Below are 15539 nucleotides of genomic sequence, written 5' to 3'. Positions count from 1 at the left end.
TGATAAGGGAAATCAGGTGATGCTAAATCAACGACTATCGAAGATAGTCAGTAAATACGCCATCCTTGCTCGAAATTATCTTAACGAAAGATATCCCGTCACCCATTTAATGCTTCCGGCTAAACAAGCCGAGAAATGGTCCACATTGTTCGAGCAGACTGTAAGCGGTCAGGCTCCAACGTCCGTTGCCGAAGTTTTGCGGCGACTAGACCTAGGCATTACTCGTCCGTATTCTGATAACCCGCACGAAGTAGATCTATCGGCATTTTCGATCCCGTTCGTTATGTCGTCCTTGGCGAACGTTGCTGACAGCACTGGCGCGCGCATCTTCGCTATGTCCAAAGAGGGAGCGTGGCGAAAGGTCGAGTCTCGGCGCTTCAAGGCGTCGGTACTGAACCCTACGAAGAACGGCCGCATCGAGCTTGCCGTAATTGGCAGCCAGAACGCTCTCCTGAGCCGCCATTCTATTACTCCTTGGAAAGAGCAGCGCGGAGTAGCACTTGCGCCAGGTGAACACGCCCCTGTAAAGCGGATGCTTTTCGGTAGCAAAAGGACCGAATTGAGCACGGTGGTGACTCCGTTCTCGTCTCCGGAGCCAACTGATGCGGTCTACACTTGGGTAGACAGCACGGCACCATCATGGAGAGAGTTGATCAAGCCTTACAAGGACCCTGGCGCTATTGATCCTGATCGGTTTAGCCATAATGACGAGCTACGTCACTCCATCCGATCACTAGCAATGTACGCGCCTTGGATTAGAACGGTTTACATCTTCTCCAATTGCCCGGCTCCAGATTGGTTTGTGTCATCGGATCGATATAGATGGGTCATGCACGACGAGGTGATGCCGCAGGAAGTTCTGCCCACGTTTAATTCTCACGTTATTGAAACCTATCTGCACCTCCTGCCGGGCTTGAGCGAGAACTTCATTTATTTGAATGATGACTTCTTCCTGTCCAGCAATCTGAACAAGAACGATTTCTTTACTGCGTACGGCCAGAGCGTGGCTCGGCTCGAGCCTTATGGCGTTATTCCCTACCTTCGCCAGCTCTGCAAACAAGACCGCGCGGAAGAATGGCAGCACGCGGCGGTTAACGGCGCCAATCTCCTACAGTCAGTCACTGGTATGCTACCAGTGCAGATGCACAGGCACGCACCATATGCGTTTAACAAAACGCTCTTTCAAAGCTTACTCGACGAGTTCAGCGGCGCAGCGGCAGTGACCCGTGCTGCGCGTTTCAGAACGAAGGACGACGTATCTTTCGCATCCTTCTTGTACCACCATTATGCCTTGAGCAAAGGTAAATGCGTCGAGAGCAACGAGAATTCGATGATTGTGCGCCACACAAACTATCGAATGTTTGATAAAAGGTCTGGCCATCTTGCTTTAAGGTTCTTCTGCCTGAATGACGGAGGCGGTAGCTCCTCTCACGCCGAGTTCGGAAAATTCAAGAAGTCGTTCCTGCCTAAGCTATACCCATTCAAGTCCGAAGCTGAGAAATCATGACCCAGAACAGTGCCGCGTTCTCCTACGACGATGTGATCAAGCTTCATCAGCGATGGAGCACATCTGGCGGAAAGATCAAGACGAAGGATGAGGCTCGTGTCGCCTACGCACTGACCGGGCAACATGAATTCTCGGACCATGCAGTAAAGATGTTTTACGCGGACCGAAATGAGTTCAAGTCTTTTCGAGACGTGATTGGACCGTTTCTACAAGAGATGGAAGCGAGCGGCTTTGCGCCTTCCGACAACCACGTGATGGCCGCCCTTATATGCTCGACAAAAGACAGCGTGAAGAAATTCAAGCGTTGGTTCACCGACCGCATTTTCGCTATTCCGGTCGACCGTGTTCGTTTCGCTTGCCGGGTAATGAAGCGCGAGCGATCAATGGGCACATTGATTGAGTTAATGATAGATAATTTGGACGCTCCAGGCGTTAAACCTTCACATGTTTTCATGCTGGACCAATACCTCTGCGGGTTTCTACCAGAAGATAGGCTGGAACAGAGGGCTAAGGTCGATGCGCGGCTTGACCAGTTTATCGCTGATGAGTCTAGCCTTGATCGCAGAGAGAAGGAGGTGATCGAGAAGCTACAGCGCCGCCGACGCCTTCGGTCACAGAAGCCGGATCTTTCCGCTATTGCTGTAGTATCGATTTTGCGTAAGAAGCCTTCAATAGCGCTCTGCATGAGCGGCCAGATGCGTGGGTTCCAACGCGCCCACGAAATCATGAAGCCCCTCTTCGACGAGTTCAAAGTTGATCGTTTCGTGCACGCCTGGAGTGACGTTGGCCGCGGAATGCTGGTGCCAGATCGTGCCGACAGGTGGTTCGAAGGGCGTGTCCTGAATGAATTTCGTGCACTCTGCTTGGAGAACAAGATCACGGGCCGGTCATTTCTGGAAGCCCATCCCCGCTTCTTGGACCAGGGGACGAAGGTTACCTCGGAGCAATTGATTGAATATTACTCGGCTGTTGACGCGGTCGTAGAAGATGACATCGATGTGCCTACCAATCACCACCGAATGTTCTATAAGATTTGGGCCTGTCATGAGCTGATGATGAGTTCAGGCAAAGACTACGACGTAGTCATCCGTATCCGTCCGGATTTGACCTTTGAGGCAAATCCATCGGAATGGGGCTCAATCCTACATCGTGTGCAAAACGAGAAGCTAGTTTTTGTCGAAACGGAGTTCGGCATTAATCGCAAAAATGGCTGGGTCGGTGATCAGTTCGCAATTGGTAGTATGGAAGCAATGACAAGATATGCGTCCGTATATCCGTTGTCGACTATGGTAGCCGCGGCGGAATTGTCATCGCCAATCGTGCATGCTCACGAAACACTGGCCTACCATATGTGGAGCGGTGGATATACTATGCCCAGAGCGCCCATTGATAACGCTAACCTTGTCGATATTTCGCTTATCAAAGCAGCTGCGTTTCTTGAAAAGATGCAAAGCGCAGACAAGCGGGACGAGGCAGCGCGCCGTTTGATTGCTGCTGCGCAGGCAGACGTCGCGCAGCTGGGCAGGATTCCAGTCTAGCTTGAAGTATGTTTCCTTTGCCCGTGGAAGGAGATGCACCATTGGGCAAGCCGCATCCGATCGAGTTGCATGAGGGTGTCGTTGCGTTTGTGAATGAGGGGGCCAAGGTTTGGTCCCAGAGCAAAGAAACCAAAGCCTCTCCAAAATCCCGGAGGAAAGTTGGGGCTCAGGTCAAAAGGTTTGCGGGTGAGGACCTTTACTATCTCAATATTTCTCATGCCGTTTTATTCGTATCCATCCGGCGTAGGCCGCACCGCTTATGATTTTGGCTGGTCTGCTATGATGCGCTCAATCTTTTCTTGGTCGCATTGCTCGTCGGCAAGGAACTGGCGAACGCCGCTGACCTGCCACTGAGAATTTCCTCCAGAATGGATTAGAGTCCGGCCCATTGAGGACGGACGCATGAAGAAGCAGAGATTTACAGAAGAGCAGATCATTTCGGTGCTGAAGGAGCAGGAGACAGGTGCGAAAGCGGCTGATCTCTGCCGCAAGCACGGGATTTCCGAGGCGACGTTTTACAACTGGAAGGCCAAATACGGCGGCATGGAAGTGTCCGAGGCGAAGCGTCTGAAGGCGCTGGAGGAGGAGAATGCCAAGCTGAAGAAGCTGCTCGCCGAACAGATGCTGGATACGGCCGCCCTTCGTGAGCTTCTTTCAAAAAAATGGTAGGGCCTGCCGCCAAGCGTGACGCCGTCGCGCACCTGAAGGCCGTCATGGGCCTTTCGGAACGGCGGGCCTGCCAGATCATAGTAACCGTTGCGAGGACCCCACATTTCCAGAGGGTTTCGGCTCGCGCATAGTTCGGCTCTGACATGATTGTGGGAGACGGAACTATGGATTTCGGACCAGTCGATTTCGACGAGAAGGCGTCACCGCATAGTGCTGATGACAATCATCAGCACTATGCTACGAGCGAAGTTGTCGATGATAGGCGGGCACCTCGCCGTGTCGAGGTTTTGCTCGGCAAAGAACGCCGGCGCCGTTGGAGCGCTGATGAGAAGGCGGAAATCACGGCGGCCAGCTTCGTGCCTGGTGCAAATATCTCTGCCGTTGCGCGCCAATATGGCGTGAGCCAGGGGCTGCTGCACTATTGGCGGCGCTGCGCGCGAGAGCACATGTCGGATGACGAGGAAATGCGCTTTGTGCCGGTTGTCAGGGCCGATGAAGGCTTGGGCGGCCCGGCCGCGGTGACGGCGCTGATGATCCGTGTCGAAATCAACGGCGCCTGTGCCGTGATCGAGGGTGGCATCGATGAGCAGGCACTGTGCATGGTGTTCAAAGCGCTCAGGGCCTCGGCGTGATCTCACTTGGATCGGATTTGCGGATCATGATTGCTTCAAAACCGGTGGACTTCAGGAAGGGCATCAATGGGCTGGCGGCGCTGGTATCGACTGCGCTCGGCGCCAACCCATACTCAGGCGACATCTATGTCTTCCGCAGCAAGCGGAACGATCGTCTGAAGATGGTTGTCTGGGATGGCAGCGGCATGGTGCTGTTGACCAAGGTTTTGGAGGATCGGCGATTTACCTGGCCGGCTGTTCACGATGGAGCGGTTCGTCTCGGCGCCAGCGAATTGGCGCTTTTGCTCGATGGCCTGGACTGGACACGCGTGGAGAAGAAGCCGGTCAAACGGCCTGCAAAGATAGCGTGATCTCATTGGAATTGATCGACAATTCCGTGACGATATGCTAGATTTTGGCATGCTCGATCGTGGCCAACATCTGCCGCGGGATCCTGACATTCTGGTCGGCATGATCCTGGAAAGAGACGCTGAAATCGAGCGTCTCAAGGTGCTGTTGAAGTCGGCCCATGCAAAGCCCTTTGGCCAACGATCCGAACAGTTAGCCCATGTGGTCGAAGGTCAGATCCGTCTCGATCTGGGAGACGTGGCCGTTGAGTCTGAGGTGGCTTCGGAAAGCGAAGGTACAGGCCTCCCGAAAATGCCGCGCCCGGCAAGGAACCATTCTCAGCCTCGTCGCAACATCGGCGCTTTGCCGGAGCATCTTGAGCGAGTTGTCGAGGTCATCGAGCCATCCTCGTTGGAATGTGCCTGCTGCCAGGGAAAGCTCCATCGTATCGGAGAAGACCAGAGCGAGGTCCTGGCGTCACGGCCGGCAACGCTCTATGTCCTGCGCACGGTGCGCCCGAAATATGCCTGCCGGGCCTGCGAGGCCGGCATCGTTCAAGCGAAGGCGAAGCCTCGGCTGTTCGACGGAGGGCTGGCCACGACGTCCATGATCAGCAATGTCGTGGTATGGCGATATGCTTGGTATCTGCCGCTCAACCGCCAGGTTCAGATGTTGAAGGGTCAGGGTGTCCGGCTCGATACGTCAACGCTTTGCGGTTGGGTGAAACGCTCCGCCTGGTGGCTGAAATCGCTCTACGACAAGCTATTAGCCTATATCCATAGTCATTCTCGGGTCTTTGTCGATGAAACCCGAATGCCGGTACTCAAGCGAGACCGAACACGAACCAAGATTTGTCAGTTCTGGGCTCACGCCGTGGACGATCGGCCCTGGAATGGTCCAGCCTATCCGGCTGTCGCCTATGTCTTTGCGCAAGGTCGGGGAAAGACGGAGATCCAGTCGCAGTTGGTCCGCTATAGCGGGATTTTGCAGGTTGATGCGTACAAGGCCTACAAGAGCCTGACCCGACCGGATCGCCGGGCCGGCAGCATTGCGCTTGCCTACTGCCTGGCCCATGCGCGTCGCAAGTTTGTCGATGTCTTCAAGAAGTACAAATCCGAGCTGGCCAAGGTGGTGATCGAACGCCTGGCTGAGGTCTATGCGATCGAGGCCTCAATCCGCGCAACGAGCGCCGAACACCGGCTCGGTGTCCGGCAAGCAAAGAGCAAGGTCCTGATGGCTGATCTGAAAGTGCTCCTGATGGACGCGCTCAAAGATATATCCGCCAAGGACCCAGTCGCTTCCGCCATCAAATACACGCTTGGCCATTGGGCTGGCCTGACCCTCTTCCTTGAGGATGGAAGACTTGAAGTCGATTCCAACACCGTCGAGCGTAATATGCGCAGCGTCGCACTCGGGCGCGTCAACAGCCTGTTCGCCGGCAGTGATGGCGGTGCCGAGACCTGGGCCATATTAGGCTCTTTGCTGACCACGGCCAAATTGAACGGGCTCGATCCCTATACCTGGCTCAATGACGTTCTTGAACGCATCGTGTCCGGGGAGATAAAGTCTACCTCGCTTTGGCGTTGCCTGCCGTGGCATTGGAAACAGGAACATGCGGATATGAACATGGCGGTAGCAGCGTGAAGGCTCCCAAGCGTGCAAAGCTTCTGACGCTTGATCAGTTGGAGGCGTGGTTCGACAAGGCAGAGCCGGCGCCACCATGCCGGGGCGTGTCAACGCTCAATGGGTTCCTGACGGGATTGGCCGCAGGTCCGGTCTTCCTGCTTCCCAATGACTGGATGTTCCATGTCATTGGGAAGCACGAGGAAAAGGCCTTCGTCGGAAACAAGACCTACGCCGTGATCGAAACGATCGTCGATCACTACAACCTCATCGCTCACCAACTGACGGCGCCCGGCCGGTATGCACCGATGTTCATGCGCACGGATGATGAGGAAGTCCTGCCTGGCGATTGGGCCGATGGGTTCTATGGCGCCATCAAACTGAACCTGGCAGCCTGGGCGCCTCTCATGGCCGAGAAACAGACCGGCGAACCCATCATGGCCATATTGATGCAAGCCACCGAGGCAGATCTCCTCGAAATGGTCTCAGCAGTGTACCCGAGGCCGCCCGAGGCCCTCCTTAAAGACGCATGGCGTGCCATCCCAACCGCCGTCGAAACCATCTACGCGCACTGCAAACCAATGCGCTTCAATCCCGGCGCTCCAGCAAACGATATCTCGTAGGAAAGATCCCCCAGAGGCACCTCGTCAAGCGTCAAGCTAAATCCGTGTGGGGCGCTCGCAACGGATACAGATCATATCCGCCGACCGCAAGACGATCCGCTATCGATCCTGCCGACCGCCGGAGGTCGAACTGCGGACGAAGCTGCGCGATCTCGCCAACGAGCGACGACGCTTCGGCTATCGGCGGCTGTTCATCCTACTTCGGCGGGAGGGAGAGCCGTCCGGCGTCAACCGCATCTACCGGCTTTATCGCGAGGAAGGCCTTTCGGTCCGCAAGCGTAAAGCGAGGCGGCGTGCCGTGGGCACCCGTGCGCCGATCCTGGTGGAGGCGACGGCCAATGCGCGATGGTCACTGGATTTCGTTCATGACCAGTTCGCCTGTGGCAGGCGCTTCCGCGTGCTCAATGTCGTGGACGACGTCACACGCGAGTGCCTGGCTGCGGTCCCGGACACATCGATCTCTGGACGTCGCGTTGCTCGCGAACTGACGACGTTGATCGAACGACGAGGCAAGCCCGGCATGATCGTTTCCGACCACGGCACGGAGTTCACGTCGAACGCGATCCTGGCCTGGGCGAAAGATAACAAGGTCGACTGGCACTATATTGCGCCGGGAAAGCCGATGCAGAACGGCTACGTCGAATCTTTCAACGGGCGTATGCGCGATGAGTTTTTGAACGAAAGCCTGTTCTTCGGCCTCAATCATGCTCGCAGCGCCATCGCCGAATGGGTCAACGACTACAACCATTTCCGGCCGCACTCATCGCTCGGATACCAGACCCCGGCGGACTATGCCGGGATCATCGCCGCAACCGGCTCCAACGCTGCGCAAGGTGGAAGCTTCGCGTTTCCGCCGGTTGCTCAAACCGCGCTATTTGGCTTATCAAAAAGCGCCGAGGCTCTAATCCCAGCCGGATGAAACTTCAGTGGCAGGTCACCGCCCTCCCAAGTGCGGATGTCGGCGAGGAATTCCTTCAGGCTCTCGACGCCCCGGTCGGTGAATGTCGTGATGCCCTCTTCGCTGCCGTCATGGGCATGGATCATCTCGCCATAGTCGATATTGTCGGAGTTGCTGGCGATTTCCTGGATGAGTTCGAGGTTTTCGCCGATCAGCACAGCGACGTAGCCGATCGTGTAGACATGCGTCTGGCCGCCCATCAGGCGGCCATCTGTCGGCCGCTGCCATCGGCAGACCAGTTCCAAGGCAGCAACTCCGGCAGCCGTGATACCGGCATGTTGGGCATGCGGGTGAGCACGTCGGCCAACCAGGCCTGCGGATCGATATCGTTCATCTTTGCCGTGACGATTAGGGAATACATGAAGGCAGCACGCTCGCCACCGCGCTGGGAGCCTGCGAATAGCCATGCCTTTCTTCCCAGAGCGATTCCGCGCAGGGCCCGCTCTGCCGCATTGTTCGACATGCAGAGCCTGCCGTCATCGAGGAACCGGGTGAAGGCTTTCCAGCGCCCGTCCTTCTCGAACATGTAGTTGATCGCCTTGGCGACGGGATTGTGCTTCGACATCTGGGAACGCTGGGCCATGAGCCAGTCGTGCAGGTCTTCGACAAGCGGACGAGTATGCTGTTGTCGGGCAGCTAATCGTTCCTCTGCGGACTTCCCGTTTATACCGCGCTCGATCTCGAAGAGCGCGTCGATACGGGCCACGGCCTCAAGCGCGACAGGCGATATCTCGTGGGCAGGTTTGCCCTTACGCACGTTGCCGGCGATGTCGGCCAGCTCGAAGAATTTGCGTCGCGCATGGCTCCAGCAGAGCGCGCTGATCACCGCCGCGGGGCTGCGGTCGGCGCGATAAAGATCGTTGTAGCCGCCATAGGCATCGGCCTGCAGTGTGCCGTGCCACCCAGCAAGATGTTGATTGGGATGGATCTTCTCCCGATCGGGAGAGAAGTAGAAGAGCGCCGCGGGAGGTGCGCCGCCGGCAAAAGGACGATCATCGCGAACGTAGGTCCATAACCTTTCCTGCTTCGTTGCGCCCCTGGCCAGAAGCGGCACGGTGGTGTCGTCGCCATGCAGCCGCCCTGCGGCAAGGACATGAGCGCGGATCAGATCATGAATCGGCTGCAGCGCAGCCGCACATGCCCCAACCTGATCGGCCAGCGTGGACAGGCTGAGATCGACGCCCTCCCTGGTGTAGCGCTCAGCCTGGCGGTTCAATGGCTGATGCTGGCCGAACTTCTCGAACAGGATCGTCGCCAGCAGGTTCGGTCCTGCCCATCCGCGTGGTGTCGCATGGAAAGGTGCCGGTGGCTGGCTGATCTTCTCGCAGTCCCGGCAGGTGAACTTCTCACGCACCGTCTAGATCACCTTCCATTGGCGCGGGATCACCTCCAGCGTCTCGGTGACGTCCTCTCCCATCTTGACGATGCGGGGCGAGCCGCAGCAGGTGCAGGTCGAGGGTGCTTCAATGACCTGGCGCTCGCGCGGCAGGTGCTCGGGAAACGGCTTACGGACCGGCCGGCGTCGTTCAAAGATTGGGACCTGCGCAACCTCCGCCGCCACACGCCCCGCCGCGATCTCGTCCTCGGTAGCGTCGGCCTCAAGCTCTTCGAGCTGCAATTCCATCTGGTCGATCAGCCGTGCGCGTCGTTCCGAACTCTGACCATATTGCTCGCGACGCAACTTGGCGATCTCGAGCTTGAGGTGCCGGATCATCGCCTCGGACGTCGTCACGACGGCTCGCACCTGCGCGAGATCAGCCTCGGCCGAGGCGGCACGCGCCTCCGATGCCGCAAGCGCGGCCCGTAAACTGGCTATCTCCGAAGCAGCATCGTCCATGGCCGAAAGCTACCATGTCGTATGCCGAAAGCCCAACAAAAACAGAAGAATGGTAGCAATCAGCCGGCCGTCGCAGGCCGTTGCGTCCAGCGGGGATTGCGCCAGTCGATCCCTTCCAGGAGATAGCTCAACTGCGCCGCCGACACGGGCACCGCCGAGCCATTCTGACTAACCGGCCAGATGAACTTGCCGGCCTCCAGCCGCTTCAGGTAAAGCGACATGCCGACGCCGTCATGCCACAGGACCTTGATCAGATCCCCCTTGCGCCCCCGGAAGCAGAAAACCTCGCCGCCATGAGGATCGCGGCCAAGTCCTTCCTGCACCGTCAGCGCCAGGCTATTCATGCCGCAACGCATGTCCGTCACACCACCCGCGATCCATACCTTTACCCCAGCCGGAAAGGCGATCATGACGCATCCAGGATCGGCAGCAGACGAGCGAGGATGATCGGATCAAGCGAGGCCGGGATCGTCAGGCGACGACCGTTCGGCAGCCCGATCTCGATCGTTCTGTCGTCTTCAAACTGAAGCGGAGCGCTCATCTCGGGGGATGCCGCCGCCGGCGGCGAGATCGAAAGCGGCACGAAGCCCGTTGACGCGGAACCGGTCAAAAGGCCGCCCCGGTATTCCCGACGCCAGCGGGTCAACAATGACCGTGACAATCCATATCGCCGTGCCGTCACCGAGCCCTGCCGAAAGCCCTGCAGACTTTCCTCAACAATCCGGACTTTCTCTTCGTCCGACCAATCCCGGCGACGACCAAGATCATCGGCGGAGAACACCTCAATGGGGGAAATCACTGTAGCGCATGACATAAGCCATGGACTTAGAGCTAATCACCAACTCAAGACAGACGGCCTTCGCCGCAGGCATACTTTTATTCTTCAGTGTCTTCGGGAGATGGACCTTGGCTAACTAGCGAAGCATTGCCGGAGTATATGGCGTTCAAAACGCCGGCAAGGCGCAAGCCTGCAAGTTTCAAGCGCTTCTCAACGGTTGGCCAATGGCGCTCAGCATAGTCTGCTGGAAGGACAGTAGCGCCGTTCTGTGTTGGGAGGCCTTGTAGCTCAGGATAAATCTCGTCCCGCGCTATGTCTCGACTCTCGTATGCCCAATGAATAGGATCTAGGTCGACGGTGGAGTCTGGGATTTGCAGGTCGACCATCCCCGCCAGCTTACGGTTTCCAATCTTCAGCGATCGCGTTATGCCGCCATCCCATACTTGATGCAATGACAGTTGCTCGCCCGCGAACAGTACCTTGCGCTGTCCAGTATCCTTGCTAGCGTGAAGAGGTTGATGGATATCGCCCGTGAGATGAACCAAATACTTCAGCGCTGTGATTTTCGCCTCTGAAGTGGCCTTGGCATCGGCTAAACAGTTAATGGCAGCTTGTATCGCCCATGTCGCACACATGTTGTTGCCGCAGTCACGCTTCCGATCGTAGGGCGAACCGTCAAGCGGGAGCCGCAGCGCATGTGATGGTTGTTGTGGTACCTTCAGCGATCGCATTGCATCTGCCCAGTTTGCCACCTGCTCAATTGAGTTGAGGTTTTCCTCTTTAAGTAGATCCTGCACCCCCCGTCGAGCCTGAGCTGACAGGTGACTTTCGGCTATGTAGGCAATTATCGAATGGCCTCCGCCACTCCAGGCTGCGGACAGGCTCGGCCAAAGAGATATCAGCATGATAGCGGCAAACCGCGTCATTTTGTTTTTGGAGAACGCAGTCATCCCGTATCAGACCTTCCTCATTGCTTCTTGATAAGCCGAAAGCGCAGCCAAACAAATGGCTACCGCTCCGACGCGGGAGCGTACCCGCTCACCGCCTTCAGCGATGGCCTCGATTTCATCACCAAACGTGACGGCCACAGCGTTATTCGGCAGCAGCTGATCTGCAAACTGCTTGGCGGCATCTAGACTGGACGTATATTTTGGGACCTTGTCTGGTTCATCACTTCCAGGGACGATCCACAAGTCCTTGCGCTTCCCGCCGTCGCCGGGCACAGACAAGACTTTCCAGCCAACTACGCGAGCTAGGCTGAAGTCAACTGCCCGATCAGGGCTGCGAGTTCTCTCCAGTCTCGTGATTATGTCGTCGAGGCTAATTTTCATAATGCAGACCGACCTCCCGTTGTGTTTAGAGCGTCGCTCATTGCTGCGCAGCGATGCACGGACTGTCATTTAACTGTCATAATCCGAACAAGCAACTGAAGAGGACATAGGTGCAGCGATCGCAGCGTAAACGTGTTGATTGCCACTGAGAACTGGCTCTGACGCACATTTGCTGATGTTCCACTCCTACGATGCGCCGATCAGTCTTGCTTGCAGCAAATCGAGCTTTGCTCTTCCGTACATCTGGCGCTTGATGAGCTTCATGCGTGTGATCTGACCTTCCGTTTGCCCATTTGACCACGGTGATATGATCGCATTCCTGACGGCGTTGAGGTCTTTTTCGACTCCGCCAGCAAACGATCCGACCAGGCTGTCCTTAGCGGCTTCCAACCACTCGTCGAGCTTCCGCGCTGTCTTCGAGCGGATCATGGACTGGAAGTCACCAATGGCCGTACGAGCGACCACAAGCTCCGGGACGTTAGCTTCGATCGCGGCCACCAGGATCGCTTCGGACTTTGCAAGGTCGTCGCGCGCGGTGGTCATGAGCCGAGCGGACGGCGTTCTGGCGAGCCCGCTCTGATTGGCCTTTTCCGCAAGACGTCGGCGTTGCGCCCATTGCGAGACGACGCCGCTCTGCTCCGCAAAACCCTTCGTCTTCATCTCACGCCAGAGTGCCGAAGCGTTCCGCGCCCCTTCCTCCCAGCGGCTGTTAAGCCAGGGCAGCCAGCTATCCAGAGAGCTGGGTCGCGTTCGGAATACGTCGAGACGCTGGCCCCTTAAAACGTCGCGAACGAGCTTCCGGCTATGGCCGGTTTGCCGCACGATCTGTCGAATCGATGTTCCCTTCTTCGATAGTTCTCGGACCGCCTCGTTCGTTTCCTGACGGCGTAGATATCCCTCATACTGCAGCTTCTCAGCGTATGTCAGAAGCTTAGGATCAACGACATTGCTGCCGACCGCCTGTCTGATCTGCCGCATCGACTTGCCGACGGCATCGAGGAAGGCCCGGCTGGAATTCTCCATTAGGTGCCATCGATCGGCGACCTGCGCAGCATCGGGCAAGGCCTTCGCTATGGCCTCACCATAGCCACCGCCCGATCACGAGCGACAATCGATATCGACGGATGCTCTGCAAGCCATGTTCGAGACGTATCCAGCGCGCGATCCGGCAATAGGGTAACGGGTCTGCGCCGTTCGAGGTCACAGACAATCGTTCCGTAGGTTTGCCCTCGCCTGAAGGCAAAGTCATCAATGCCTATAACATTGAGGTCTTCGTTCCGATCACCGATACGGCGGCGAACCACTCGCAATAACGTGTCGTTACTTACCGGCACCATCAGGCGTTCGGCAAATGCTGCGGCAGGTCTACCGCCAAGCGCCAAGCCGAGGTGGTGAACAATCGTCTCCAACCTCTGGGTGCGTCGACCATAGCGAACCAGCACGTTGTCACCGAATTGTTCGCAGAAGATACGCCGGCCGCACAGTACGGCATCGCACCAGAACCGACGCGTCATGACTTGTCAAGCGAAGTGAAGATTTGACCCCGTAGGCGAAACGAAGAACTGACCCCCTTCATTGATTTGCTGTTTCGTTTGCCTCGAGCGCCGTTCCGGCCTTCTGCAGAAGGCCGGAACGGCGCTTTTCGCGAAGCCTCTAGCTATCCCCTCGGATGGTGATAACTGCCGAGTGGTGCAAAAGGCGGTCCAGTATCGCGGTGGCGACAACAGGGTCTCCGAAGACGCTCCCCCACTCACCGACTGATCGATTTGAGGTGATCAGGATCGATCCTTTCTCGTAGCGGCGAGAGACCAGCTGGAAGAAAAGGTGAGCCGCGTTCGCTTCGAAGGGCAAATATCCGAGCTCATCGATAATGAGCAGTTTCGGCCGTGACAGGATCGTCAGTTGCTTGTCTAGGGTTCCGTCGCTGTGGGCCTTGGCCAACATGGCGACAAGCGTGGCTAACCGTATCGCCGTGAGCAATCCAACGACAGGTCGCCAACTCTCTGAGCTGGATCGTGTCCCAGGACGTGGTGTAGCTGAGGGGTGGTCACCAGTGTTTTTCCGGTAGGGTCGGGTTGCTTATGACCAACCTGAGGGACACCACCGATGACCGACGACATGATGAACCTGCGCTCACTCGTTGAGAAGAGTGCTGATACCGATTTGCTGCGGGAGATGATCGGCTTTGCCGCCGCGAAGCTGATGGCGCTGGAGGTCAGCACGAAGACCGGCGCGGGCTATGGCGAGAAGAATGGCTTTCGACTGGCCCAGCGCAACGGCTATCGCGACCGAGACTGGGAGACGCGTGCAGGAACCGTGGAGTTGCGCATTCCCAAACTTCGCACAGGCAGCTACTTCCCGAGTTTCCTGGAGCCACGTCGCATGGCCGAGAAGGCTCTGACGGCGGTCATTCAGGAAGCCTATATCCAGGGCGTTTCGACCCGATCCGTCGATGATCTCGTCAAGGCCATGGGCATGAGCGGCATCTCCAAAAGCCAGGTATCCCGGCTCTGCGAAGAGATCGACGAGAAGGTGAAGGCCTTCCTCGACAGGCCCATCGAAGGAGAATGGCCTTACCTTTGGATCGATGCCACCTACCTGAAGGTCCGGCGCGGCGGGCGCATCGTTTCCGTCGCTGTCATCATTGCCGTCGGCGTCAACACCGACGGCCGACGCGAGGTGCTCGGCATGGAAATCGGCACGTCCGAGGCCGAGGCGATCTGGACCGAGTTTCTGCGCAAGCTGACCAGGCGTGGGTTACGCGGCGTGAAGCTCGTCGTCGCCGATGCACATGAGGGTATCAAGGCAGCCATCTCCAAGGTGCTTTCCGCGACCTGGCAGCGCTGCAGGGTCCATTCATGCGCAATGCGCTTGCCCATGCCGGGAAGAGCGGCCGGCGCGTGGTCTCCGCCTTCATTGCCACGGCCTTCGCCCAGGACACACCGGAGGCCGCAAGCGCCCAGTGGCGCAATGTCGCCGACCAGATCAGGCCAAAGGTGCCGAAACTCGCCACTCTCATGGACACTGCCGAGCAGGACGTGCTCGCCTACATGACCTTTCCCAAGCAGCACTGGGCGAAACTTCACTCGACAAACCCGATCGAACGACTCAATGGCGAGATCAAGCGGCGCACCGATGTCGTCGGCATCTTCCCCAACGACGAAGCCATCATCCGCCTCGTCGGCGCGCTCCTGCTCGAACAGAACGACGAATGGGCCGTCCAACGGTCCCGCTATATGACACTGGAAACCATCGCCACGATGAGCGATGATCCGCTCATCAGCCTGCCCGCTGCGGCAAGCTGATCAATTCCCGGCTTTGTCCGGAAGGCACCGCGATTGCCGAAGCTACACCACTCCTCGGGACACGATCCTGAGCTGTCCGCGATCCACCGATGGCTGTGCCTCAAAGTCAAAGCCGTCGAGTTCACGCACGAACGGAAACTGCGCCAGTTTGCTCGACATGGAGATGCGCCGCTCGTCGCGCCGTGTAATCTCGCGTGACACCAGGAACGCCAGTGCCTCGCGCAAGGTCATTTTCGAGCGAGCGGCCTCGTCTAGCAGGCTGTCGAGTTGATCGCGGATTGCTGTCAGCTTCACGCCAGGCTTCCGCGCCGACGAAGGCCTGCTTCGTACTCTGACCAGTTCGTCACGAATTTCATGTTGCTGATATGATGGCGGTGGGAGGATTTGTGCTTGAACGGCATCGTGGTGGAA

General features: G+C 57.5%; 11 protein-coding genes and 8 pseudogenes. 9 read left to right on the top strand and 10 right to left on the bottom strand.

The features are described 5' to 3' along the window. Positions 1-19: 19 nt before the first annotated feature. The 8 genes and pseudogenes from NCHU2750_RS00995 to NCHU2750_RS00955 all read left to right on the top strand — a co-directional run. Complete coding sequence (locus NCHU2750_RS00995) at positions 20-1507, top strand: stealth family protein (RefSeq protein WP_119938738.1); 1488 nt, start codon at positions 20-22, stop codon at positions 1505-1507. Further along, positions 1504-3045 carry a hypothetical protein gene (locus NCHU2750_RS00990; protein ID WP_119938737.1) on the top strand — a complete coding sequence of 514 codons (1542 nt, stop codon included), beginning with the start codon at positions 1504-1506 and terminating at the stop codon, positions 3043-3045. Before NCHU2750_RS00995 ends, NCHU2750_RS00990 begins: the two co-directional genes overlap by 4 nt. 402 nt (positions 3046-3447) lie before the next feature. Next, positions 3448-3794 (top strand): annotated as a pseudogene (locus tag NCHU2750_RS00980) (transposase); the annotation flags it as partial. A gap of 84 nt (positions 3795-3878) precedes the next feature. Further along, complete coding sequence (gene tnpA / locus NCHU2750_RS00975) at positions 3879-4346, top strand: IS66-like element accessory protein TnpA (RefSeq protein ID WP_119938734.1); 468 nt, start codon at positions 3879-3881, stop codon at positions 4344-4346. Positions 4347-4372: 26 nt separating this feature from the next. Further along, complete coding sequence (gene tnpB, locus NCHU2750_RS00970; RefSeq protein WP_502703798.1) at positions 4373-4696, top strand: IS66 family insertion sequence element accessory protein TnpB; 324 nt, start codon at positions 4373-4375, stop codon at positions 4694-4696. 49 nt (positions 4697-4745) lie between these two features. Continuing rightward, positions 4746-6317, top strand: coding sequence for an IS66 family transposase (gene tnpC, locus NCHU2750_RS00965; RefSeq protein ID WP_119942790.1), 1572 nt, complete (start codon positions 4746-4748; stop codon positions 6315-6317). After that, positions 6314-6919: a YecA/YgfB family protein gene (locus NCHU2750_RS00960; protein ID WP_119938732.1), complete on the top strand. Its 606-nt coding sequence runs from the start codon at positions 6314-6316 to the stop codon at positions 6917-6919. Before tnpC (NCHU2750_RS00965) ends, NCHU2750_RS00960 begins: the two co-directional genes overlap by 4 nt. 70 nt (positions 6920-6989) lie before the next feature. Continuing rightward, positions 6990-7838, top strand: a pseudogene (locus NCHU2750_RS00955) (IS3 family transposase); the annotation flags it as partial. On the opposite strand, the gene NCHU2750_RS00950 reads toward NCHU2750_RS00955, so the two are convergent. The 8 genes and pseudogenes from NCHU2750_RS00950 to NCHU2750_RS00910 form a co-directional block, all read right to left on the bottom strand. Next, the gene (locus NCHU2750_RS00950; RefSeq protein ID WP_245480303.1) at positions 7781-8077 is read right to left on the bottom strand and encodes a hypothetical protein; all 297 of its coding nucleotides are present in this window, start codon (positions 8075-8077) and stop codon (positions 7781-7783) included. The pseudogene NCHU2750_RS00955 and the gene NCHU2750_RS00950 overlap by 58 nt on opposite strands. Next, a pseudogene (gene tnpC, locus NCHU2750_RS00945) lies at positions 8077-9714 on the bottom strand (IS66 family transposase). The gene NCHU2750_RS00950 and the pseudogene tnpC (NCHU2750_RS00945) overlap by 1 nt, the downstream one beginning before the upstream one ends. Positions 9715-9773: 59 nt before the next feature. Next, positions 9774-10124 (bottom strand): IS66 family insertion sequence element accessory protein TnpB, encoded by a 351-nt coding sequence (gene tnpB, locus NCHU2750_RS00940; protein WP_119938730.1) that lies wholly within the window; start codon positions 10122-10124, stop codon positions 9774-9776. Further along, entirely contained in the window at positions 10121-10528 is a 408-nt protein-coding gene (gene tnpA, locus NCHU2750_RS31250) for an IS66-like element accessory protein TnpA (RefSeq protein ID WP_119938728.1), read from the bottom strand. Before tnpA (NCHU2750_RS31250) ends, tnpB (NCHU2750_RS00940) begins: the two co-directional genes overlap by 4 nt. A 62-nt stretch (positions 10529-10590) precedes the next feature. Then, the gene (locus NCHU2750_RS00925; RefSeq protein WP_119938727.1) at positions 10591-11442 is read right to left on the bottom strand and encodes a S1/P1 nuclease; all 852 of its coding nucleotides are present in this window, start codon (positions 11440-11442) and stop codon (positions 10591-10593) included. A gap of 6 nt (positions 11443-11448) precedes the next feature. Further along, positions 11449-11892 (bottom strand): hypothetical protein, encoded by a 444-nt coding sequence (locus NCHU2750_RS00920; protein WP_162939438.1) that lies wholly within the window; start codon positions 11890-11892, stop codon positions 11449-11451. A gap of 117 nt (positions 11893-12009) precedes the next feature. Further along, positions 12010-13340: pseudogene (locus NCHU2750_RS31245) on the bottom strand (ISL3 family transposase); the annotation flags it as partial. Positions 13341-13395: 55 nt separating this feature from the next. Next, a pseudogene (locus NCHU2750_RS00910) lies at positions 13396-13849 on the bottom strand (ATP-binding protein); the annotation flags it as partial. Between the two features lie 80 nt (positions 13850-13929). On the opposite strand from NCHU2750_RS00910, the pseudogene NCHU2750_RS00905 reads away from it, so the two are divergent. Next, positions 13930-15128 (top strand): annotated as a pseudogene (locus NCHU2750_RS00905) (IS256 family transposase). Between the two features lie 66 nt (positions 15129-15194). On the opposite strand, the pseudogene NCHU2750_RS00900 reads toward NCHU2750_RS00905, so the two are convergent. Together NCHU2750_RS00900 and NCHU2750_RS00895 are read right to left on the bottom strand one after the other, a co-directional pair. Further along, positions 15195-15467, bottom strand: a pseudogene (locus tag NCHU2750_RS00900) (ATP-binding protein); the annotation flags it as partial. Then, positions 15425-15529: pseudogene (locus NCHU2750_RS00895) on the bottom strand (IS5/IS1182 family transposase); the annotation flags it as partial. The pseudogenes NCHU2750_RS00900 and NCHU2750_RS00895, both read right to left, overlap by 43 nt. Between the last annotated feature and the right edge of the window lie 10 nt (positions 15530-15539).

This window comes from Neorhizobium sp. NCHU2750, assembly GCF_003597675.1.
GTDB lineage: Bacteria > Pseudomonadota > Alphaproteobacteria > Rhizobiales > Rhizobiaceae > Neorhizobium.
The sequence above is the reverse complement of the archived record's forward strand: the minus strand, read 5'-3'. Positions and strand labels throughout refer to the sequence as shown.

Excerpts from the sequence above, each read along its gene's own strand:
- tnpB (WP_119938730.1), bottom strand. The coding sequence starts at position 10,124 with ATGATCGCCTTTCCGGCTGGGGTAAAGGTATGGATCGCGGGTGGTGTG.
- tnpA (WP_119938728.1), bottom strand. The coding sequence starts at position 10,528 with ATGTCATGCGCTACAGTGATTTCCCCCATTGAGGTGTTCTCCGCCGAT.
- NCHU2750_RS00995 (WP_119938738.1), top strand. The coding sequence starts at position 20 with ATGCTAAATCAACGACTATCGAAGATAGTCAGTAAATACGCCATCCTT.
- NCHU2750_RS00950 (WP_245480303.1), bottom strand. The coding sequence starts at position 8,077 with ATGGGCGGCCAGACGCATGTCTACACGATCGGCTACGTCGCTGTGCTG.
- NCHU2750_RS00920 (WP_162939438.1), bottom strand. The coding sequence starts at position 11,892 with ATGACAGTCCGTGCATCGCTGCGCAGCAATGAGCGACGCTCTAAACAC.
- NCHU2750_RS00990 (WP_119938737.1), top strand. The coding sequence starts at position 1,504 with ATGACCCAGAACAGTGCCGCGTTCTCCTACGACGATGTGATCAAGCTT.
- tnpB (WP_502703798.1), top strand. The coding sequence starts at position 4,373 with ATGATTGCTTCAAAACCGGTGGACTTCAGGAAGGGCATCAATGGGCTG.
- NCHU2750_RS00925 (WP_119938727.1), bottom strand. The coding sequence starts at position 11,442 with ATGACTGCGTTCTCCAAAAACAAAATGACGCGGTTTGCCGCTATCATG.
- tnpA (WP_119938734.1), top strand. The coding sequence starts at position 3,879 with ATGGATTTCGGACCAGTCGATTTCGACGAGAAGGCGTCACCGCATAGT.
- tnpC (WP_119942790.1), top strand. The coding sequence starts at position 4,746 with ATGCTCGATCGTGGCCAACATCTGCCGCGGGATCCTGACATTCTGGTC.